This window comes from Paenibacillus ginsengarvi (genome assembly GCF_003626695.1).
Taxonomy (GTDB): domain Bacteria; phylum Bacillota; class Bacilli; order Paenibacillales; family NBRC-103111; genus Paenibacillus_AB; species Paenibacillus_AB ginsengarvi.
The window spans coordinates 100,278-121,450 of the sequence record NZ_RBAH01000009.1; the positions used below are offsets into that span (position 1 = coordinate 100,278).

The 21,173-nt window shown below is 57.8% G+C and carries 17 protein-coding genes; 15 read left to right on the forward strand and 2 right to left on the reverse strand.

What is annotated here, in order from left to right; translation table 11 throughout:
• The first annotated feature begins 42 nt into the window (after positions 1-42).
• Positions 43-663 carry a GDSL-type esterase/lipase family protein gene (locus tag D7M11_RS14275; RefSeq protein ID WP_120747910.1) on the forward strand — a complete coding sequence of 207 codons (621 nt, stop codon included), beginning with the start codon at positions 43-45 and terminating at the stop codon, positions 661-663.
• A 10-nt stretch (positions 664-673) separates the two neighbouring features.
• Here the strand turns inward: D7M11_RS14275 and D7M11_RS14280 are convergent, their stop codons facing one another.
• Positions 674-1,678, reverse strand: a complete 1,005-nt coding sequence (locus tag D7M11_RS14280) for an electron transfer flavoprotein subunit alpha/FixB family protein (protein WP_120747911.1) — start codon at positions 1,676-1,678, stop codon at positions 674-676.
• 50 nt (positions 1,679-1,728) lie between these two features.
• A complete protein-coding gene (locus D7M11_RS14285) occupies positions 1,729-2,505 on the reverse strand; it encodes an electron transfer flavoprotein subunit beta/FixA family protein (RefSeq protein ID WP_120748054.1) in 777 nt (258 codons plus the stop codon).
• A gap of 234 nt (positions 2,506-2,739) precedes the next feature.
• On the opposite strand from D7M11_RS14285, the gene D7M11_RS14290 reads away from it, so the two are divergent.
• The 14 genes from D7M11_RS14290 to D7M11_RS14355 all read left to right on the forward strand — a co-directional run bounded on the left by D7M11_RS14290 (position 2,740) and on the right by D7M11_RS14355 (position 21,172).
• Complete coding sequence (locus tag D7M11_RS14290) at positions 2,740-4,944, forward strand: (Fe-S)-binding protein (protein WP_193556194.1); 2,205 nt, start codon at positions 2,740-2,742, stop codon at positions 4,942-4,944.
• On the forward strand, positions 4,941-7,334 hold the full coding sequence (locus D7M11_RS14295) for a 3-hydroxyacyl-CoA dehydrogenase/enoyl-CoA hydratase family protein (protein ID WP_120747912.1): 2,394 nt from the start codon (positions 4,941-4,943) through the stop codon (positions 7,332-7,334). The genes D7M11_RS14290 and D7M11_RS14295 overlap by 4 nt, the downstream gene beginning before the upstream one ends.
• A 14-nt stretch (positions 7,335-7,348) precedes the next feature.
• Positions 7,349-8,533 carry a thiolase family protein gene (locus D7M11_RS14300; RefSeq protein ID WP_120747913.1) on the forward strand — a complete coding sequence of 395 codons (1,185 nt, stop codon included), beginning with the start codon at positions 7,349-7,351 and terminating at the stop codon, positions 8,531-8,533.
• A 16-nt stretch (positions 8,534-8,549) separates the two neighbouring features.
• On the forward strand, positions 8,550-10,328 hold the full coding sequence (locus tag D7M11_RS14305; protein WP_120747914.1) for an acyl-CoA dehydrogenase family protein: 1,779 nt from the start codon (positions 8,550-8,552) through the stop codon (positions 10,326-10,328).
• Positions 10,329-10,403: 75 nt separating this feature from the next.
• On the forward strand, positions 10,404-10,826 hold the full coding sequence (locus D7M11_RS14310; protein WP_120747915.1) for a PaaI family thioesterase: 423 nt from the start codon (positions 10,404-10,406) through the stop codon (positions 10,824-10,826).
• Positions 10,827-11,079: 253 nt separating this feature from the next.
• Positions 11,080-11,259: a protein YhfH gene (yhfH, locus tag D7M11_RS14315; RefSeq protein ID WP_120747916.1), complete on the forward strand. Its 180-nt coding sequence runs from the start codon at positions 11,080-11,082 to the stop codon at positions 11,257-11,259.
• 340 nt (positions 11,260-11,599) lie between these two features.
• Positions 11,600-13,288 carry a polysaccharide deacetylase family protein gene (locus tag D7M11_RS14320; RefSeq protein WP_120747917.1) on the forward strand — a complete coding sequence of 563 codons (1,689 nt, stop codon included), beginning with the start codon at positions 11,600-11,602 and terminating at the stop codon, positions 13,286-13,288.
• A 174-nt stretch (positions 13,289-13,462) separates the two neighbouring features.
• A complete protein-coding gene (locus D7M11_RS14325; protein WP_240041109.1) occupies positions 13,463-14,422 on the forward strand; it encodes an ABC transporter permease in 960 nt (319 codons plus the stop codon).
• Positions 14,423-14,434: 12 nt separating this feature from the next.
• Positions 14,435-15,322 carry a carbohydrate ABC transporter permease gene (locus tag D7M11_RS14330; protein ID WP_120747919.1) on the forward strand — a complete coding sequence of 296 codons (888 nt, stop codon included), beginning with the start codon at positions 14,435-14,437 and terminating at the stop codon, positions 15,320-15,322.
• A gap of 142 nt (positions 15,323-15,464) precedes the next feature.
• Positions 15,465-16,595 carry an alanine racemase gene (locus D7M11_RS14335; RefSeq protein ID WP_120747920.1) on the forward strand — a complete coding sequence of 377 codons (1,131 nt, stop codon included), beginning with the start codon at positions 15,465-15,467 and terminating at the stop codon, positions 16,593-16,595.
• 33 nt (positions 16,596-16,628) lie between these two features.
• The gene (locus D7M11_RS14340) at positions 16,629-17,021 is read left to right on the forward strand and encodes a RidA family protein (RefSeq protein ID WP_120747921.1); all 393 of its coding nucleotides are present in this window, start codon (positions 16,629-16,631) and stop codon (positions 17,019-17,021) included.
• On the forward strand, positions 17,021-18,334 hold the full coding sequence (locus tag D7M11_RS14345) for a M20 family metallopeptidase (protein WP_120747922.1): 1,314 nt from the start codon (positions 17,021-17,023) through the stop codon (positions 18,332-18,334). Before D7M11_RS14340 ends, D7M11_RS14345 begins: the two co-directional genes overlap by 1 nt.
• Positions 18,335-18,339: 5 nt before the next feature.
• A complete protein-coding gene (locus tag D7M11_RS14350; protein ID WP_120747923.1) occupies positions 18,340-19,821 on the forward strand; it encodes a M81 family metallopeptidase in 1,482 nt (493 codons plus the stop codon).
• 31 nt (positions 19,822-19,852) lie between these two features.
• A complete protein-coding gene (locus tag D7M11_RS14355) occupies positions 19,853-21,172 on the forward strand; it encodes an aspartate aminotransferase family protein (RefSeq protein WP_120747924.1) in 1,320 nt (439 codons plus the stop codon).
• Position 21,173: the final 1 nt, after the last annotated feature.

The window sequence follows — 21,173 nt, forward strand, 5'->3', positions numbered from 1 at the left end:
AATATGGTGATCTTATAGCGAGAACGAGCGGAGGTTGATGGCATGAAACGGGAACTTTATTATTTGGCCGTAGGCGATTCGTTGACAGCAGGCAAAGGCGTTGTTTATGAAAACAGCTTCGTTTCGCAATATGTCCGGCTAACGGAATCCGGCCTCGGAAGGAAGGTTTTAGCTGAAAATGCGGGTGTCAGCGGAGAAACGACGGGACAAATCTTGCAGCGGCTGACAGCCGATACGAGCCTTCGGAAGGCGGTCGCGGCCTCCGACATGCTGACGCTGACGGCGGGCGGCAACGATCTGATTCTCGCGGCCAAGCGGTTTGCAGCCGATAGCGACACCCGGCATCTGATGTCCGCGCTGAAGCTGTTCGGGCGCAATATGTCCCGTATTATGGAGGAGATCGAGCAGCTCAAAAAAGAGAGCGGTTCGTACGCCGTCAAAGTAATCGGGCTGTACAATCCGCTCCCGGAATTCGAAGAAGCTATCTTTTGGGTAGACAGGTTCAATCAGCGTTTGCGTTCGTTTCATTCGGGCAGCATATCCGTCGTCGACGTCTACGATTTGTTTCTGGGCCGGGAAGACGATCTGCTGAGCGAGGATCGCATCCATCCGAATACCGAAGGCTACCGGCTGATCGCCGAACGGGTGTATCGCGGCGGGTGAGACCTCTTCCTCAAGGAGCCGCCGATTTCAGCCGCTTGAACTCCTCGGCGAGCAGCGGAACGATCTCGAACAGATCGCCGACGATGCCGTAATCCGCTACCTTGAATATGGGCGCTTCCGGATCTTTATTGATCGCGACAATGATGCGCGAGCCGCTCATTCCGGCCAAATGCTGGATCGCACCGCTGATGCCGCAAGCGATATACAGCTCGGGCGTCACGACTTTGCCGGTCTGGCCGATCTGCATCGAATAATCGCAGTAGCCGGCATCGCACGCCCCCCGAGAGGCGCCGACCGCCCCGCCCAGCGCCTCGGCAAGCTGCTCAAGCGGCTTGAAGCCGTCGCTGCCGGCAACGCCCCGGCCGCCGGATACGACGATTTTCGCTTCGGACAGATCGGTTTTGCCCGACGTGCGCTTCGCAATTTGTTTCACGATCGTGCGCAGCGGAACATCCGGCGCTGTAACCGTTTCGACGGTAACGTCTGTGGCGGGAGCGTCTGCGGCGTTTTCGTATGGAGCAGCCGGCTTGAAGTTGTTCGGCCGGATCGTGACTACCCACGGCAGCTTCGAGAAGCTGCGTTTTTCGAACGCTTTGCCGGCGTAGATCGGCCGCGTGAAGCTGACGGAATCACCGCTGCGCTCAATTTGAATGACGTCCGACAGTTGTCCCGCTCCAAGCTGCGCGGCGAGTCTCGGCGCCATATCTTTGCCGGACGCGGTGTGGCCGAGCACGACGGCGGTTGGACGGATTTGCCGCACAGCCTCGGCGGCGGCACGCAGATGGCGCTCCGTATGGGCGGATAGCTCAGGTACCGGATCTGCCGCGAAGGCGATTCGGTCGGCTCCGGCTGCCGTCAGCATGGCGATATGCGAGGCTGCCTCGCTTCCCGCCACCAGGGCCACGACCGTACCGCCATCGCCGGCGATCAAGCGAGCGGCGGCGACCGCCTCGAGCGACACCTGACGCAAGGCTCCGTCTCTTTGCTCGGTGATGACGAGCACTAGATGATTCATGGTTTTCCTCCTTTATCCGCTTTGTTGGTTAGTAACCCCGACCCGATGGCTTATACATTCAGCTTGGCTTCTTCCGCAAGCGTGCGAGCCAGTGCGTTCGCCTGTTCGGCGGGGGAGCCGCCGATGAGCCGCCCGGTTTGCCTCGAGGGAGGAGGAAGCAGCTCGCTTGCCGCCGTGCAGGGCGACAGCTCATCTTCCGTCAGCCCCAGGTCGGCCGCGCTGAACCGGTTAAGCGGCTTTTTTTTCGCCTTCATAATGCCGGGCAGCGTCGGATAACGCGGCTCGTTTAATCCTTGCTGGGCGGTGAAGCAGGCGGGCAGTGTCGTTTCAACGGTCACCTCGTCCCCCTCGGCATCGCGGCTTGCGACTGCAGTTCCCGTATCGCCGTTCACCTCCAGCCGAGTCACGGCCCCTACGTGCGGGATGTTTAGCAGCTCGGCTACGCGGATCGCCACCTGACCGGAACCGCGGTCGACGGAAAAGTGGCCTGCGAGCACGACGTCGTACGATTTGCCGGACAAGTATGCAGCCAGCAGCGCCGAGATGCCCGCCTCATCCGTTTCCGGTCCCGGCGCTTCGATCAGCGCCGCTTCGTCGGCCCCCATCGCCAGCGCCGTGCGCAGCGCTTCAGTAGAGCGGTCGCCGCCGACGGTCACGACAGTGACCTGCCCCCCGTGTTTGTCCCGCAGCCGAAGCGCTTCCTCGACCGCATACTCGTCGTAAGGATTGATGACGAATTTGACGCCGTCCTCCTCGATCGCTCCGTTTCGGATGCGAATTTTCTCCTCCGTATCAAAGGTCATCTTCATAAGCACGATCATTTGCATCGCCATTCTCCCTTCTGTTCCAATCGGCGGACTAGCCGGCTTTGCCGGCCTCTGCGCGTACGTTGACGGGCTTTTTTGTCATGGGACCAGCCTTGTCGTTAATACAATTAGGTAACGCGCGGTACAAAGACGTCTTTCCGTCTTTTCCGCCGCTTCACTTATCGTCACATGTATATGATGCGGTCGTCCGGATTAATCCGGTTGCAGGGCCGGATACGAAAGGGGCGAGCAGCTTTGATCTGGAAAATCGTCAACTTCGTTCTGTTTCTTTGTGCGGCGGGCGGCGGCATTTACGCCTTTTGGCAGGCGGTCAGCCGGAGAGCGGCTTACGTGAGGCTCGGCAGGCAGGCCGAGCGCGTGCGGTTCGACCGCGAACGATTCACACAGTGGCTCGGTCATGTGTTCGGACATAAGCGGCTGCTTCAGGACAAGAGAAGCGGCATCATGCACGCGGCGATATTTTACGGATTCATTGTCGTGCAGTTCGGCGCGCTCGATATCGTGCTGAAAGGCTTGTTCGGGGTTCATCTGCCGCTTCCCGCCTACGAATGGTTCCTGTTCTCGCAGGAGGTCACGGTCTTTGTCATTCTCGCGGCGGTACTGTATGCGGGGTACAGACGGTACGGGGAGAAGCTGCCCAGGCTGAAGCGCGACCGGAAGATGAGCCTTGTGCTGTATTTTATCGGGACGCTGATGATTTCGGTGCTGCTTACTTCCGCATTCGATCGCGTATGGCACGGAGAAATGTTCTCGTACAAAGCGCCGATCGCCTCGTCGATCGCAGCGCTGCTGGACGGCTTCGTGAGCGCTTTTGCCGGCGGGGTGCTGTATTACGCCGCCTGGTGGGCGCATCTGCTCATTTTGCTCGCGTTTCTCGTTTATGTGCCGCAGTCGAAGCATTTTCATCTGCTGACCGCACCCGTCAATCTGGCGTTATCCCGCGCCTCGCCCCCCGGTAAGCTGAGCCTAATCGACCTGGACGACGAGCAAGTGGAATCGTTCGGTGTCGGGGACATCGAACAGTTTACGCGCAAGCAACTGCTCGATTTATACGCTTGCGTCGAATGCGGGCGCTGCACGAATGTGTGCCCGGCTGCCGGGACCGGCAAGCTGCTCTCGCCGATGCATCTGATCGTGAAGCTGCGCGACCATCTGACCGAGAAAGGGGCGGTCGTCACCTCGAAATCGCCGTGGGTGCCTTCCTTCGTTTTCCCTGGCGGCGGCGATGGCGCTTCCGTGTTTCGTCCGGGCGGGGAGGGGGATCGGATCGGCTGGTTGGGAAAAGGGGTTACCGATATTGCGCCGACGATGCGCCGGCAGCAGGAAGGGTGGCTTCATCCGCACCCCGGAGCACGGGCGGAGGAAGGCGAAGTTGCTCCGTCAATCCGGGAAACCGCACTGATTGGCGATGTTATGACAGCGGAGGAGCTGTGGGCTTGCACGACATGCCGGAACTGCGAAGAGCAATGTCCGGTCGGCAACGAGCATGTCGACAAAATCATCGATATGCGCCGTTATTTGGTGCTAACGGAAGGCAGTGTGCCGACGGACGGAGCGCGTACGATGCAAAATATCGAGCGCCAGGGCAATCCGTGGGGCATCAGCCGCAGCGACCGTTCGAAATGGCTGGACGATCTGGATGGGGTGCAGGTGCCGACCGTCCGGGAGGAGCCGGAGTTCGACTATTTGCTGTTTGTCGGCTCGATGGGGTCGTACGACAATCGGACGCGCAAAGTGACAGCGGCGCTCGTGAAGCTGCTTGCTGCGGCGGGAGTGCGGTTCGCCATTCTTGGCAACGAAGAGAAAAACTCGGGCGACACGCCTCGCCGGATGGGCAACGAACTGCTGTTCCGCGAATGCTGCGAGGCGAACATCGAGCTGTTCCGCAAATATAAAGTGCGTCGCATCGTCACCGCCTGCCCGCACACCTACAACACGCTCAAGCACGAGTATCCCGAGTTCGGTCTTCAGGCGGAAGTCGTACATCATACCGAGCTGCTTGCGGAGCTGCTGAGGGCGCAGAGGCTTAATCCTGCTTATGCGGTGCGAGAGAGGGCGACTTATCACGATTCGTGTTATTTGGGCAGGTACAACGGCTTGTACGATGCGCCGCGGATGATTTTGCAGGCGATTCCCGGTCTCGAGCTGGCGGAGATGGAGCGTACGCGCAGCAATGCGATGTGCTGTGGTGCGGGCGGCGGTCTGATGTGGCAGGAGGAGAAGGCGGGAAAGCGGATTAATATTGCGCGCGTCGAGCAGGCGCTGGAGGTAGCCCCTTCGGTGATCGCCAGCGCTTGTCCCTACTGTCTGACCATGATGGAGGACGGGACGAAAATGCTCGCAGACGGGCGAGTCGCCGCCCGCGACGTGGCGGAGCTGCTGGCAGCTTCCGTATTCGGGCTGCGCGACATGCCGAACGAGGAGGGGACTGCCCGATGAAAACGATCCGTACGGCGGCCGTCATCGGCTCCGGCGTTATGGGAGCCGGGATCGCCGCGCATTTGGCGAATAGCGGCCTGAACGTATTACTGCTCGATATCGTGCCGGAACGATTAACCCCGGATGACGAAGCTTCCGGTAAAAGCCTGGCGGACCGCAGTGTTCGAAACCGGCTGGCTGGCGATGCGCTTACGCGGCTGAGTCATGCGAGCCCGGCCGCCTTCTTCGACGATAGCTGCGCCGGGCGGATCAAGCCGGGAAATGTGGAGGACGATTTCGCCGCGCTTAGCGGCGTTGATTGGATTATCGAGGCGATCACGGAAAAGCTGGATGTCAAAAAACAGCTGCTGACGCGGATCGAAGCCGTCTGGTCGCCCGGCACGGTCGTCAGCTCCAACACGTCGGGCATTTCTATTGAAGCGATGGCGGAAGCGATAGCCGGTCCGATGAAGGCGTTTTTTCTCGGCGCGCATTTTTTCAATCCGCCCCGGTATATGCAGCTTGTCGAGCTGATTCCCGGCTCCTCTACAAACGAGGCTGTCGTGGCGGCGATGAAGACATTTTTGGAACGGCGTCTCGGCAAAGGCGTCGTCGTGGCTAAAGATACGCCCAATTTTATCGCCAACCGGATCGGGACATACGGGCTGCTGGCGACGATGAACATTATGGAGGCGGGTGGGTATACCGTCGGTGAAATCGACGCCGTCACCGGGCCCGCGCTCGGACGGCCGAAAAGCGCGACATTTCGCACGCTTGATCTTGTCGGCCTTGATACGTTCATCCACGTAGCGAACAATGTCGCGGAGCGAACGGACGATGCTGCCGAGAAGCTGGCATTCGCCGTACCGGACCGGCTGGCGGATATGGTCCGAAGGGGATGGCTCGGCGAGAAAAGCGGGCAAGGCTTTTATAAAAAGGTAAAGGAGGGCGGCGCGAGCCGCATTTTGGAGCTGGACCTGGCTTCGATGGCTTACGTACCGGCTTCCCCGGTTCGGTCGGCCTCGCTCGATGCGGCCAAGACAGCCAAGGGAGCCGCGGCCAAAGTGAAAGCCGTGCTCGCAGGCGATGACCGGTACTCGGCTCTCGCCTGGTCTATCGTCAGAGACATGCTGCTTTATGCGGCCGAGAAGGTGGAGCGGATCGCCGATTCGATTGCCGATATCGACAAAGCGATGCGGCTTGGCTTCAATTGGGATCTAGGTCCGTTCGAGCTGTGGGATGCGATCGGTCTACGCCAGTCGGTCACCCGCATGGGGCGGGAAGGCCGCACCGTTCCCGGATGGGTGAAGAACCATCTCGACGGCGGAAACGAGTCTTTTTACGTTCGGCAGCCTGCTCGGACGTTTTATGTTCGTTCGGGTGAGCTAAAAGAGCTGGAGGAGCCCCCGGAGCAGATATCGCTGCGGGCGCTGAAGGCGGCAAAGCGCACCGTCTTGTCAAGTCCTGGCGCCAGTTTGATCGATATCGGCGAGGAGGTCGCTTGTCTCGAATTTCATTCGCCGAACAATGCGATCGGCGCCGATATTTTGACGATGATCCGCAAAAGCGTGGAAACGGTTCGAAACAGCTACAAAGGGCTCGTCATTGCGAACGAAGGACGCAACTTCTGCGTCGGCGCGAATTTGATGCTGCTGCTTATGGAAGCGCAGGAGGAAGAATGGGACGAAGTCGACCGGATAATCCGTCTATTCCAGAATGCGATGCTCGAGCTGAAACGGCTGGAGAAACCGGTCGTGGCCGCTCCCCACCGGATGACGCTCGGTGGTGGCGTAGAGGTGTGTATGGCCGCCGACCGAGTCGTCGCCCACGCCGAGACGTATTACGGACTCGTCGAGCCGGGCGTCGGGCTGATCCCGGCCGGGGGAGGCTCGAAGGAAATGGCGCTTCGCGCCGCCGAGGCGACGATCGATCCGGATGGCGATCTGCAGCCGGCACTGAACCGCGCGTTCGAGACGATCGGCTTGGCCAAAGTGTCCGGAAGCGCGCCGGATGCGGTCCGCATGGGGCTGATGCGCCGCTCTGACCGGTCCGTCATGAACCGGGACCTGCATCTGTACGAAGCGAGACGAAACGTGCTGGACATGGAGCTGAGCGGGTACATCCACGGGGGGCCTCAATCGGTCAAGGTCGCCGGTCGGGACGGGAAGGCTCTGCTTACGCTTGGCGCGCTCACGCTGCTCGAAGGCGGTCGCATAACGAAGCACGACTTTAAAATCGCCTCCAAGCTGGGCCATGTGCTCGCCGGAGGGAATGTTCCCGCAGGCACGGCCGTCACCGAATCGTATTTGCTCGACCTGGAGCGCGAAGCGTTTCTCAGCCTGTGCGGCGAACCGAAGACGAGAGCGCGGATGCAGCATATGCTCGCTACCGGTAAGCCGCTTCGAAATTAAGGGAGGTGACAGGCATGGAAGAGGCGGTCATCGTATCGGCGGTCCGTACGGCTGTGGGCCGGGGGCGGCGGGGATCACTGGCGTTAACCCGTGCGGAGGATTTGGGCAAAACGGTGCTGGAGGCGGCCTTGACCCGAACGCCGGGGCTTGCCAAGGAACAGGTGGACGATATCGTGATCGGCTGCGCCATGCCGGAAGGGGAGCAGGGGCTCAATGTCGCCCGTCTGATGGCACTTTATGCGGGCTTTCCCGTATCGGTTCCGGCCGTGACGGTGAACCGGTTCTGCTCGTCCGGCTTGCAAGCGGTCGCTTACGCGGCGGAGCGGATTATGCTTGGCCATGCGGATGCGATCGTAGCCGGCGGCGTCGAGAGCATGAGCCGCGTGCCGATGACGGGCTTCAAGCCGTCTCCTCACCCGGACTTGGTTGCCGGGATGCCGGAGGCGTATATGAGCATGGGACATACGGCGGAGCGGGTGGCCCTGCGGTTCGGCATAACGCGCGAGGAACAGGACCGTTTTGCGGCGGAAAGCCACCGGAAAGCGCACGAAGCGCAAAGGGCCGGGAAGTTCGCGGACGAGATCGAACCGGTGCGTACGACGATCTATGGCTACGATTCGGTGAAAGGAGCTGCGGCGCAAACGCTCGTATTCGATAGCGACGAGTGCATCCGGCCGGATACGACGATCGAGGCGCTTGCGAAGCTGAAGCCTGCCTTCTCCGCCGGCGGGACGGTAACGGCAGGCAACGCTTCGCCGATCAGCGACGGGGCGGCCGCCTTGACGGTTTTGAGCGGAAGCAGAGCGGCTGCCCTCGGTCTAACGCCGCTGGCGGCGTTCCGTTCGTTTGCGGTGGCGGGAGTCGATCCGGAGCTGATGGGGATCGGTCCCGTGGAGGCGATTCCGAAGGCGCTGCGTCTGGCCGGCTTACGCAAGGAAGACATCCGTTTGTTCGAAATCAACGAGGCGTTCGCTTCGCAGTGCATAGCTGTCGTGCGCACTCTGGAGCTGGACCCCGCGATTGTAAATGTAAACGGAGGAGCGATCGCGTTAGGGCACCCGCTCGGCTGCACGGGCGCGAAGCTGACGGCAACGCTGATCCGGGAGCTTCGCCGCCGCGGCGGAGGTTATGGCGTCGTGTCGATGTGTATCGGAGGCGGTATGGGAGCGGCCGGTGTTTTTGAAGTATACGCCGATTAAACGGGAGGGTGGAGGGATGAGCGCGATTACAAAAGGCGGCAGCTTTGTCATTGAATCCGCTTCATGGGAACAAATCAAAACGCCGGAGGATTTTTCGGAGGAGCAGCTGATGATCGCCGATGCTGCGGAGCATTTTATCGAGAACGAAGTGCTGCCTCGGGATAGCGAGCTGGAAAAGCTCGATTACAAGCTTACGGTAGAGCTGTTGCGCAAGGCGGGGGAGCTAGGCTTGCTCGGCGTCGATGTGCCGGAGCGATACGGCGGGCTCGGGCTCGATAAAGTCAGCTCGACGCTTATTAGCGAGAAGCTTGCGAAAGGCTCCTCGTTTGCCTTGTCGGTAGGCGCGCATGTCGGCATCGGCACGCTGCCGATCGTGTTTTTCGGCACGCACGAGCAGAAGCAGGCGTACTTGCCCGATCTGGCGGACGGGACGAAAATCGCGGCTTACTGCTTGACGGAGCCGTCATCCGGCTCGGATGCGCTCGGAGCGAAGACAACGGCAACGCTGTCCGAGGATCGTACGTATTACGTGCTTAACGGAGCGAAGCAGTTTATTACGAACGCCGGCTTCGCCGATCTGTTCATCGTTTACGCCAAAATCGACGGCAAGCATTTTTCCGCCTTTATCGTGGAGCGGACGATGGAAGGGGTCAGCATCGGTCCGGAAGAGAAGAAGATGGGTATCAAAGGATCGTCGACATGTCCGCTTATTCTCGATCAAGTCAAGGTGCCGGTTAGTCGTTTGCTCGGCGAGCCGGGCAAAGGGCATGTCATCGCTTTCAACATATTGAACATCGGCCGGTTCAAGCTTGGCGCCGGATGCGTCGGGGCGGCCAAGGAAGCGATCGCGCTTAGCAGCGCGTATGCGAACGGCAGAACGCAATTCGGCAAGCCGATCTCGTCGTTTCCGTTAATCGGCGAGAAGCTGGCGAATATGAACATCGTCACTTATGTGCTGGAGAGCATGATCTACCGGACGTCGGGCCTCATCGATGCGATCCTCCAAAACATCGACCACGGCAGCGATCAGGCAGGGGTTCAGTCGGCCAAAGGGATAGCCGAATACGCGCTGGAATGCTCGATCGTCAAAGTATTCGGCACGGAGGCGCTGGACTTCGCGGCAGACGAAGGCGTACAAATTCACGGCGGCTACGGGTTTATTCAGGAATATAAAATCGAACGGATATACCGCGATTCGCGCATCAATCGCATTTTTGAAGGAACGAACGAAATCAACCGGCTGCTCATTCCGGGAACGCTGCTCAAAAAAGCGATGAAGGGCGAGCTGCCGCTGATGGAGCATGCCGGAAGCGTTCAGGAGAAAATGCTCGAGCCTGCGACGCGGGAGGAGGAGGGCGAAGCGGCGTTTGCGGCGGAGCGAAGGCTGCTCGCGACGGCCAAGCAAATTTTTCTGCTGATCGGCGGCCAGGCGGTGCAGACATATGGCCTGGGGCTGGAGGAGGAACAGGAGGTGCTGGCCCGTCTGTCCGATATGATGATTCGCATCTATGCGATGGAGAGCGCGCTGCTTCGCGTGGAGAAGCTGACGCACACCTCGGGCGAGGAGAGAAGCCGTATGGCGGCTGCGATGACGACGGTCTATGTGCACGAGGCGTTTGCGCAAATCGATCTGGACGCGAGGGAGGCCGTAGCCGCGATGGCGTCCGGGGATCTGCTGGCGTTGCAGTTGTCGGTGCTGCGCAAATGGACCCGGCATACGCCGCCGGATACGATCCGCTTGAAGCGGTACATTGCGGAGCGGGTGAAGTCGGCCGAGCGATACGTCGTTTGGTAGCATAAAACGCGGCGTAAGGTCCGGGCACGGCACACAAGGCGATAACCGCCCGCGGGCATTGGAGGGAATAACGGCATGGAGGGCGATCTGGAGCTTAGACGGTTTGTGAAGAAGATGGAGGAGGCGGCCAAAGGGACATTCTGGGAAGAGCTAGGCTGCGTGCTCGTGCGCGCGGAGCCCGGCATCACGGTCGTGACGCTGGATGCCGGCAGCCGCCATCTAAACGGCATCGGCATCCTGCACGGGGGCGTTCACGCCTCGCTGCTGGACAATACAATGGGCATTACCGCAATGGTCGCCAGGCCGAACGACAAAATCGTCACAACCAACCTGAACGTGCACTATTTATCGCCGCTGGGTCCGGGTCCGGTGACGGTGACCGCCGAGCTGATCCATGAATCCCGCAAAATGGTGACGGTATTCGGCAAGATCGAGGATGAGTCGGGCCGGCTCGGTTCGTGGGGGAGCGGTTCTTTTCGGGTGTTGGCTGCGGACTGACGCTGTACTTCAAACTGTGTCATATAACAGAAAACGAAGTGGGGCGTTCGACGGCATAGTGCTAAGCTATGCCGTTTTTGTTCGTTGGGCCGGCAAATTCACTGCCGGAGCCGTATTTTTGTGTGCAATCGTTTGGGCGCTTGACTGATTTTGCAGCAAAAAAACGTTCGCTTTCTCGAAACTGTTGTTATATAATATGATTATTGAATCATTGATCTGTCATAGTACAATGTAAAGGGCGTGAACATGAACCATGCTGCCGAACGTGAACCAGTTTTTCGATTCGCTGCCGAAGAAGCAATGCTCCAAATGCGGCTCCGTTATGGAGGAGCTGTCCGAATGTTATACGCATGTATGCAACGAATGCAGCGGCCAGAGCATTTATCCGCTTTCCTTTAAGCCGGACCCGAAGTATAATCCGAAGGCGGTTTAAAGCTTTACCGAAGAGCGATGGCGGGACGATTGTCGTCCTTCCGTCGCTTTTTGCTTTTCATGGAAGTCGGAGCCGTTATGACGATGGGCCTGACCATAACTGTTTCGACAAACTGCTTAATGCCATTAACTACCGTTCCGAAGAGGGGGTTCCGCTATCGCTGGCGGAACAGCCTGACCGAGCGAAGGAAGTGAAACAGCTAGGAAGAGGGCGTTATTATGTCTGTTTATCACTTCCTCATTGCCGAAAGGGCTTTCTTGTGGTACGATTCGAAGTGATTTCAATAAATAAATACATGTATTATACAGATTATTAGAGACATACAGAGGAGTGTTACGACATGACAAAACAAGCGCGGGTAGCTCTACTGAACGACCGGAAAGCGGTATCGACGCTGCAATCGTACGGTCTGAACGCCTTCGGCAAATATGCGGGAGAAGTGCTGGCTCACGCCGGGATGGGGTATACGGAACTAACCGATGTGCAGGAGGTAGCCGCAGAGGGATACGATATAGTCATTGCCGGCGTTTGTGCCGAGGACGACAGAACGGCCCAAGCGATGACGGCTTATCTGGAAAGCGGCGGAATCGTTTTAACGTGCGCGGGGCTGAACATGCTGGGTTCGAAGCTCGGATACGCCAAAGCGAAGGAGCTTGATGCCGGATATGCGTATTTGGACGGCCAAGGCGACGGCGGCGTACCGCTGCGTTTTTTGGCGGCCTCGCCCTGGGTACGCGTCAAGGAAGACGCTATACAGTCGCAGGAAAGCGGACAGATCGTACGCGACCGCCCGGACGGCGAATATGCGGCTGCGGCGCTGCAAACGTTTCAGGTCGGACAAGGCCGGCTGTACCGGTGGTCGGTTGACATATGGAGCACCATCGTCAAGCTGCAGCAGGGCAAAGGTCCTGTGCTCGAGGACGGCGTTCCAGCAGCGGACGGAACGGGAGCTGTGAACGACAACATTTTGAAGGCGGATGATCAGGCTGCCGTCGATTGGGAGCTGGACCGGCTCGTTACGGAGACGGGAATGCCGTATTTCGCTTATCCGTACGCCGATCTGTGGCGTGAAGCGTTCCTCGGCCAGCTGCTGCAAGCGATCGTCCGCGAAGAGATGACGCTGCCTTTTGTCGGCTATTATCCGGACGGCATTTCCCATGTGCTGATGATTTCCCACGATAGCGACATCAATAAAGACGAGCATGCCGAGAAGACGCTTGAGCTGTTCGACGAGCTTGGCATGAATACGACCTGGTGCATGCTGGAGCCCGGTTACGGAAAGCCTATTTATGACAAAGTTAAAGCTGCCGGTCATGAGCTTGCCTTCCATTACAATGCGCTCGAATCGCAAAAAGGATTGTGGGCGGAGCCGGAATTCGCCCGGCAATTGAACTGGCTGAAGGAAGCGGCCGACCTAACGGAAGTAACCTCAAACAAAAACCATTACACCCGTTTCGAGGGCTGGGGCGAGCTGTTCGAATGGTGCGAAAAGCACGGAATCGCCGCCGACCAGACGCGCGGGCCGAGCAAGAAGGGCAATGTGGGACTGCTGTTCGGAACATGCCACCCGTATTTCCCGATCGCTTGGCATAACGACGGAAACCGGATGTACGACGTGCTGGAGATGAGCTTTCTGACCCAGGATCTGGAGCTGTCCACTTTGTCCGACAATTCGGTCATCCGCCCGTTCCTCGAGCAGGTGAAGCGTGTAGGCGGCGTCGCCCACTTCCTCTATCATCAGGTTCATATTCATAGATGGGAAGCGGTGCGAGATTCGATCCGAAAGCTGGTTCGCGAAGCGCGTGCAATGGGCTTCGAATTATGGACAGGAAAAAAAGTGAACGACTGGGAACGGTACAGAAGATCGCTCCGGGTCAAGCTTGAAGCCGACGGCTCAATTCGTTTCGAAGCGGCTGAGCCTTCTGGCGGCGTAGTTGTCTACGTACCTGTAAACCCAAGCAACACAAGCGATTCCAGCACTCCTACCGAAATGCGCTTCGGGGTTCCGTGCTACAGGAAGGTCATGTGAATCGGAGCGTCTTGCAGGATGTACCCCTGACGCAATAAAGACCTTTTAAAGACATATTTTGCGTCATGCAAACCTTGTATTCGGAAAACTTTACGAATATCATTAACGTATGGGGTAGTCTTGAAAAACGCTCATCCGTTTCGACATGAGAGGCAACTAACAGGAGGAATGACAGTGAAGACAAGTCATGTTGCTACCGGGAGCGCGGATCATGGCATTGGGCAACGTTTTCGTAACGCCGGCAAAGCGCTGGTCCGTTACAAATGGTTTTACTTGATGATGCTGCCTGGCATTTTGTATTTCATCATCTATCATTACATTCCGATGGGTGGACTTCTGATCGCGTTTCAGAAATACAATTTGTCCAAAGGTATTTTTGGCAGCGAGTGGGTCGGCTTCGACAATTTCCGGACCGTATTTTCGTCGCCGGATTTTCCGAATCTGATCAAAAATACGCTGATTATCAGCGTGTACCGGATCGTGTTCAATATGGTGCCGGACGTTTTGCTGGCGCTGATCCTGAACGAAATTCGCGTGCAATGGTTCAAACGCGCGATCCAGACGATCACGTACGGTCCATACTTCCTGTCGTGGATCATCGTTTACGGTCTCGTTTTTTCGTTCCTTGCGCCGGATTCGGGTCTCATCAGCACCTGGTGGCGCGATCATATGGGCGAAACGCTCAATCTGCTGACGGATAAAGATTGGTTCCGTCCGATCCTCATTTTGACCGATATTTGGAAAAGCACCGGCTATGGGGCGATTATTTATTTGGCCGCGCTTGCTACCATTAACGGGGAATTGTATGAGGCTGCGGTCGTGGACGGCGCCGGACGGTGGAGACAGCTGTGGCATATTACGCTGCCGGGCATTCGCGAAGTATTCGTGCTTTTGCTTATTCTTCGGATCGGCCACATCATGGAAGCCGGTTTCGATCAGGTTTACATTTTCTTGAACGCACGGGTATATGAGGTTGGGGACATTATTGATACCTGGGTATTCAGGCGCGGTATCGAGAATTTGGAATTCAGCGTCGCATCTGCCGTCGGTTTCTTCAAGTCAGTCATCGGGTTCGTGCTGGTCGTCGCGGCAAACAAGATTTCCAAAAAACTCGGCGGGTCCGGAATATGGTAGGAGGTCCATACAATGTCATATATTCTTAAACGTTCCAAATCGGACTATGTTATCGACTTTATCATTTATGCGGCCATGACCTTATTCGGGCTCGCCACTTTGTTTCCGCTTTATTATGTCGTGGTTATGTCGATCACGCCTATCGCGGAAGTGCTCCGCAACGGCGGGTTCGTCATTTGGCCGAGCGACTTGACACTCGACGCTTACAAGTTTATTTTCAGCAGTAACCGGATTCCGACCGCGCTTTGGGTCACGATTCGGATTACCGTCATCGGTACGTTTTGCAATTTGCTCATTACGACGTTTTTGGCGTATCCGCTTTCGAAAAAGTTTTTGCCGGGCCGCAATTTCGTGCTGATGGGTATCGTGTTTACGATGCTGTTCTCCGGCGGGCTGATCCCGCTTTACATTATCGTGAAGGAGACGCATCTGCTCAATACGATCTGGGCGCTTATTATTCCCGGTCTCGTTTCCGCCTTCAACCTGCTCATCATGAAGACGTACTTCGAGAATTTGCCGGCGGAAATCGAAGAAGCTGCGAAGGTGGACGGCTGCGGCGACGTGCAGACGCTGTTCCGCATCGTGCTTCCGCTGTCGGCGCCGATTATCGCCACGCTCGGTCTGTTTTATGGGGTCGGTCACTGGAATGCGTATTTTTCGGGGATCATGTACTTGACCGACAAAGAGCTGATGCCGATTCAGGTCGTGCTGCGGAATATGATCGTAACGCCAAGTGTCAGCTCGGAGCTGAACGTCAATGCGAGCGAGATCAACCAATTGCCGCCGGAAACGATCAAGATGGCGACGGTTGTAGTGGCGACGATGCCGATTCTGATCATTTATCCGTTTTTGCAAAAATATTTCGTCAAAGGGATGCTGCTCGGTTCCGTCAAAGGATAATCGGTGCTCCTGGCAGAGAAGAGGGGCGCTATGCCTCTCTTTTTGTTTGGAAAAGACCCGGTATGGGAAGGAACGATTCCCCTCGGGTCTTTTTTCTATTTAGAAAAAGTTTTTCTTGATGTGAAAGTAGGCCTGTGATACGATGATCGCGAAGTCACCATTCGGGGAGTGGACCAATGCCATGGAACAGTGGGATACACCAGCCGTCCTGATCGACCTGGACGTTCTGGATCGGAATTTGCGGGACACCGCGAACGCAGCGGCAAGAGCGGGCGTGAAGCTGAGACCGCATACGAAAACGCATAAAAGCGTCTGGATCGCGAAGGAGCAGCTCCGCTACGGGGCAACCGGGATTACGGTCGCCAAGCTAGGCGAAGCGGAAGTGATGGCCGATGCGGGAGTCAAGGATATTTTGATCGCGTTTCCGGTCATCGGGGAGCGCAAGCTGGAACGGCTAGGCCGTTTGATGGATAAGGCGAAGATTACGCTCAGCACGGACGATCTGGAGGTGGCACGCCAGCTGTCCGCCTTCGGCGTGAAGCAGGGACGCGACATGTTGCTGTACGTTGACGTCAATACCGGGCTGAACCGCTGCGGCAAAGAACCCGGGGAGCAAACGGCGGAGCTGGTGCGGCATATCAGCGACCTGCCGAACATTCGCGTAACCGGTCTTATGACGCATTCGGGACATACGTACGGCTTCAACGATAGCGAAGCGATTCGCGAGGCGGCCAAGCAGGAAGCCGAAAGCTTGCTGCTCACCAAGCGGAAAATCGAGGAGTCCGGCATCACGATCGAGGAAATCAGCGTAGGTTCTACGCCTACGTCGAAGTTTGTGGCAGACATTGCCGGTACCGGCGTCACGGAAATGCGTCCGGGCGCTTACGTATTCGGCGACGGAACCCAGTGGACGATGGGGTTGATCGGACAGCAGCAGCTGGCCATGACGGTAGTCGCTACCGTAGTAGGCAAGCCGCGTCCGGGCACGATCATTATCGATGCCGGATCGAAGACGCTCAGCAGCGACGTCAGCAAATATCATCCCGGCTACGGCATCTTGTTGGGCCATGAGGACGCTGTGATCGAACGGCTGAGCGAGGAACACGGCATCGTTACGGTTCCGGACAACGGCAAGTTCGAGATCGGCGAGCAGGTGCGAATCGTGCCGAATCATTGCTGTGTCGTAACGAATCTGCACGACCGCTTGAACGGGATCCGAGGCGGCTCTTTCGAGAAATGGCTGAATGTAGATACGCGGGGACTTGTTCGTTAACCATAAAACAATATTCGAGAGGATGAACCATCCATGTCCAAAGAAATTTTTGCGCCTAACGCGCCGCAATTTCCGCTTCCATTCTCCCATGCGCTTCGCGCCGGCGACTTCGTATACGTGTCGGGTCAGGTTGGCGTAAACCCGCAAACCCGCGAGGTGGTTGGCTCTACGATCGAGGAGCAGACGGCTCAGTGCATCCGCAACATCGAAACGATCCTGGAAGCGGCGGGCCTTACGCTCGATCACGTGATCAAGGCCAATGCGCATCTATCCAGTTCGGCCGATACGCCCGCTTACAATAAAGTATATGAAACGATGTTCAGCAAGCCGTATCCGACACGTACGACCGTTCAGAGCGGGATCGGCTCCTACTTGATCGAGATCGATGTAATTGCTTACGCGCCGACACGAAGAGGAGAAGGCTAATGAACCGGAGCTCCCTATCCCAGCGAATCGGACAATGGATCGAGGACAATAAGACGGCGTCCGCCGAGCTTGCTTCCCGGCTTGTCCGCATTCCCAGCGTCAATCATCCGCCGCATGGCAATGAATACGCTTACCAGCAATATTTTGCAGAATGCTTGCATAATCTGGGCGCCGAGGTGACCGTATACGAGCTGGACACTGTGCCCGGCCTACGGGAGCACCCCGCTTTCATGAGCAGCAGGCAATATGCGAACCGGCCGAATGTGCACGGATTGTTCCCGGGCAGCGGGGGCGGAAGATCGCTCGTATTCTCCGGTCATGCGGATACGGTGTATGAAGGGACCGAGCCTTGGCAGGACGGACCGTTCGAAGGAGCGATACGCGACGGCAGGCTGTACGGGCGTGGCTCGTACGATATGAAGGGCGGCATGGCCGCCGCGCTGGAAGCGGGAAGATGCTTGAATCAGCTCGGTATTCGGCTGAAAGGCAGTGTGTATATCGAAAGCGTCGTCGACGAAGAGCACGGCGGGGCGAATGGAACTCTCGCCGGCAGGCTGATGGGGGTTAATCCCGATATGGCTGTCATTCCCGAGCCGACGAATTTGGTGCCTTACCCGGCGCATCTTGGCGGGGGCATCTGGAAAGCCGAGTTTTCCGGCAAGAGCGGCATCGGCTTTAACGGCGAGGAGCTTATAAGCGCGCTGGATGCGACCGTCGCGTTCGCGATGCTGCTCCAGAAGTTCGCTGCGAAGCTGAACGAGCAGATTAAGCCGCATCCGCTGTGGAGCGAATCGAATCGCGCGCTGGAAGTCGTCGTGCTGTCCATTTTGTCCGGCGACACGAAGCGCGAGCTTCAGGAGAAGCTGCCGGCCGACGGCAAGCTCAACTTCTGGATCGAGGGTTATCCGGGCATGACGGACCGGCAGATTCTGGATATGCTGTGGGCCTATTACGAGAGCGAGCTGCCGAACTATCCGATTCTGGCCAAATGCCGTCCGCGCATTACGCCGCTGATCCGGTATTTGGATGGAAGCGAGATGAAGGCCGGCGAGCTGACGGATCAGTTTCTCGGGGCGGTCAAACGTTCGGGCACGACTGCGCTGGAGCGCGAACCGGCATCGTTGCAAGGATCGCCGTTTGCTTGCGACGGATTCATGTTTAACCTGCACAGTCCGACACCAGCGCTCATCCTCGGACCTTCCGGCTCGAACGCCCATGCGGCGGACGAATACATGGATCTGGACAGCTACTACAAGCTGATCCGCTGGTTTGCGGAATTGATGCTGGATTGGTGCGAAGCGGAAGGAGAATGATCGGAATGGAACATACGGAAGCGAACAAGCCGAAACGGATCGGCGTAATCGGCGTCATTCACGAGACGAATACGTTCGCGCCCGGGCTTACGGGGATCGATGCTTTTGGGGGAGATTGGGTAGCTGGGAAGGAAGCGTTCCTGAACCGGTATACTGGCACGAAAACATCGATGGGCGGCGTCATCGACGCGGCGGAAGAGCTCGGCATCGAGCTGAAGCCGGGCCTGTACACGCAAGCTACACCTAGCGGCATGGTAACCGATGAGGCGTTCCGTCAAATCGTGGACGGCTTGGCCCAATCGATCGCAGCGGATATCGACGGGCTTGTCGTCATCCTGCACGGCGCCATGGTCGCGGAATCGGTACCGGATGCCGAAGGCGAGATATTGAAGCGGGTTAGAGAGCGCGTTGGAAGCGAATTCCCGGTTGCCGTCACGCTTGACCTCCATGCCAATATTAGCCCCGAGATGGTGGAATTGTCCGACCTGATCGTAGCTTACGACACATATCCGCACGTCGACATTTACGAGCGGGCAGTCGAGGCGGTCCACCTGCTTCACGATGTGATGAACGGCCGGATCAAACCTGTGCAGAAATGGATTCATACGCGGATGCTCGTAGCGCCGCAAGCGATGCTGACCTCCTCGGGCGTCATGAAGGAAATGATGGATTTGGCGTTCGAACTGGAAAAGCAGCCCGGCATTCTCAACATTTCGGTAGCCGGAGGTTTTCCTTACAGCGACGTCGTGGATGCGGGGATGACGTTTGTCGTTACGGCCGACCGGGACATGGCACTGGCCGAACGATGCGGCGAACAGCTTCTTGCAGCCGCTTGGGAACGTAGGGAACGGTTCGTGGTGAAACAAGCGGGAGCTGCGGAAGCGGTAGAGCTGGCTGTGAGCTTCCCGGAAGGACCGGTTATTCTGATCGAAAGCTCCGACAACGTCGGAGGCGGCTCGCCTGCGGATGCGACGCATCTGCTCCCGCATTTGCTGGCGGCTTCGAAGAAAAGCCTGATCGTCATCCGCGATCCGGAAGCGGCGCGTGAGGCGGCTGCGCTTGGCGTCGGCGCGGTACTGAAATGCCGGGTAGGCGGTAAAAGTGACGACCTGCACGGCGAGCCGGTGCCGATCGAGGGCAAAATCCGCACGTTGTTTGACGGCAACTACCGTCACATCGGAGCGTATATGACCGGCCAATACGCCCGCATGGGGCAAACGGCGGTCGTCGAATGCGGGAACGTCACGATTATGATTACGGAAGAGCGAGTAGCGCCTTGGGACCCCGGACATGTCCGGTTTGTCGGGTTGCTTCCCGAGCAATTCCATATGATCGTCGTGAAGGCGGCCATTGCTTGGAGAACGGCGTTCGGCGACGTAGCGAAGCATACGATCGAGGTCGATACGCCGGGATGCTGCACAGCTAACCTGCATCGTTTCCGGTACACGGATCTGCAGCGGCCTATTTATCCGCTCGATTCGTTTTGAATCAGGTATACCTAGAGAGGGGAAGCGAAGGATGAGAACATACGAAAAATCACGGGCCAAACTTGCGGAAGCGAAACAAGTATTGGCCGGAGGAGTAGCCAGCACACTGCGGGGATCGATGAAGCCTACTCCGCTTTATGTGGAATCGGCGTCCGGCGTTATGGTCAAGGACGTGGACGGCAACGAATATATCGACTACCAGCTTGCCTACGGACCGCTTATTCTGGGTCATGCCCATCCCGGCTTTAACGAGAAGGTAAGCCGGGCGATGGCCAAAGGCATTACGTACGGGCTGCAGCACGACGGCGAAATCGAGCTGGCCCGCCGTCTGACCGAAGTGCTGCCCTGCGCCGACAAAGTCGTGCTTAGCGGCTCCGGCACGGAAGCGGTCATGCTGGCCCTACGGCTCGCCCGCGCTTATACGGGCAAACAAAAGGTTGTCCGCTTTCACGGCCATTACCACGGATGGTCCGACTCGATCTTCACTTCCTTCCCGAGTCCGGACATGATGCAGAAGGCTACGTCCGCGGCTGCAGATAGCGTTCCTCCCGGCACGAAGGGGCAAAGCGAACACAGTCTGGAAGATGTCATTCTGCTGCCTTGGAACGAGCCGGAGACGCTGGAGCGGACGCTTCGCGAGCACGCGGGCCATATCGCGGCCGTCATTTCCGAGCCGGTCATGTGCAACTCGGGCTGTATTCTGCCGCTGCCGGGTTATCTGGAGAAAATCCGCGAGCTGACGCGGGAACTGAACATCGTCTTCATTATGGATGAGGTAATCACCGGCTTCCGATTGAGCCCGGGAGGCGCTCATGGCCGCTTCGGCATTATGCCGGATCTCGTTACGGTCGGTAAAGCGCTCGGCGGAGGGATCGCAGTCAGCGCCGTAGGCGGACGCAAGGAGCTGTTCGCGCTGATCGATTCGGAACAGGTGAGCCATCTCGGGACGCTGAACGGGAACGGAGTGGCTACGTCTTCCGCGCTGGCGGTGCTTGAGCTGCTTACCGAGAACAATGCCGCCGTTTATGATAAAATGGAAAGCAATACGATCAAGCTCGTTATCGGGATTCGCGAATTGTTCTCGAAGCATGGCCTCCGCGGCGTCGTGAACCAGATCGGGCCGGTGTTCCACTTCATGTTTATCGACGAGGATGAGGTTACTCATTTCGATACATTCCAGAAGCGCAATTCGGCCCGGTACGCCAAATTCGCCGAGCTGATGCTGGAGGAGGGCGTTCTCGTCCGTCCGAACGGGCTGTGGTACGTTTCGACCGTTCACGAGACGGCTCATATCGAACAGACGCTGCAGGCGATCGACCGCGTGTTCGTCCGGCTCACGGAGGGTGGCTGAT

Bases quoted from the DNA above. Each gene is read 5' to 3' on its own strand.
- D7M11_RS14275 (WP_120747910.1), top strand. From the start codon at position 43: ATGAAACGGGAACTTTATTATTTGGCCGTAGGCGATTCGTTGACAGCA.
- D7M11_RS14280 (WP_120747911.1), bottom strand. From the start codon at position 1,678: ATGAATCATCTAGTGCTCGTCATCACCGAGCAAAGAGACGGAGCCTTG.
- D7M11_RS14285 (WP_120748054.1), bottom strand. From the start codon at position 2,505: ATGCAAATGATCGTGCTTATGAAGATGACCTTTGATACGGAGGAGAAA.
- D7M11_RS14295 (WP_120747912.1), top strand. From the start codon at position 4,941: ATGAAAACGATCCGTACGGCGGCCGTCATCGGCTCCGGCGTTATGGGA.
- D7M11_RS14300 (WP_120747913.1), top strand. From the start codon at position 7,349: ATGGAAGAGGCGGTCATCGTATCGGCGGTCCGTACGGCTGTGGGCCGG.
- D7M11_RS14305 (WP_120747914.1), top strand. From the start codon at position 8,550: ATGAGCGCGATTACAAAAGGCGGCAGCTTTGTCATTGAATCCGCTTCA.
- D7M11_RS14310 (WP_120747915.1), top strand. From the start codon at position 10,404: ATGGAGGGCGATCTGGAGCTTAGACGGTTTGTGAAGAAGATGGAGGAG.
- yhfH (WP_120747916.1), top strand. From the start codon at position 11,080: ATGCTGCCGAACGTGAACCAGTTTTTCGATTCGCTGCCGAAGAAGCAA.
- D7M11_RS14320 (WP_120747917.1), top strand. From the start codon at position 11,600: ATGACAAAACAAGCGCGGGTAGCTCTACTGAACGACCGGAAAGCGGTA.
- D7M11_RS14330 (WP_120747919.1), top strand. From the start codon at position 14,435: ATGTCATATATTCTTAAACGTTCCAAATCGGACTATGTTATCGACTTT.
- D7M11_RS14335 (WP_120747920.1), top strand. From the start codon at position 15,465: ATGATCGCGAAGTCACCATTCGGGGAGTGGACCAATGCCATGGAACAG.
- D7M11_RS14340 (WP_120747921.1), top strand. From the start codon at position 16,629: ATGTCCAAAGAAATTTTTGCGCCTAACGCGCCGCAATTTCCGCTTCCA.
- D7M11_RS14345 (WP_120747922.1), top strand. From the start codon at position 17,021: ATGAACCGGAGCTCCCTATCCCAGCGAATCGGACAATGGATCGAGGAC.
- D7M11_RS14350 (WP_120747923.1), top strand. From the start codon at position 18,340: ATGGAACATACGGAAGCGAACAAGCCGAAACGGATCGGCGTAATCGGC.
- D7M11_RS14355 (WP_120747924.1), top strand. From the start codon at position 19,853: ATGAGAACATACGAAAAATCACGGGCCAAACTTGCGGAAGCGAAACAA.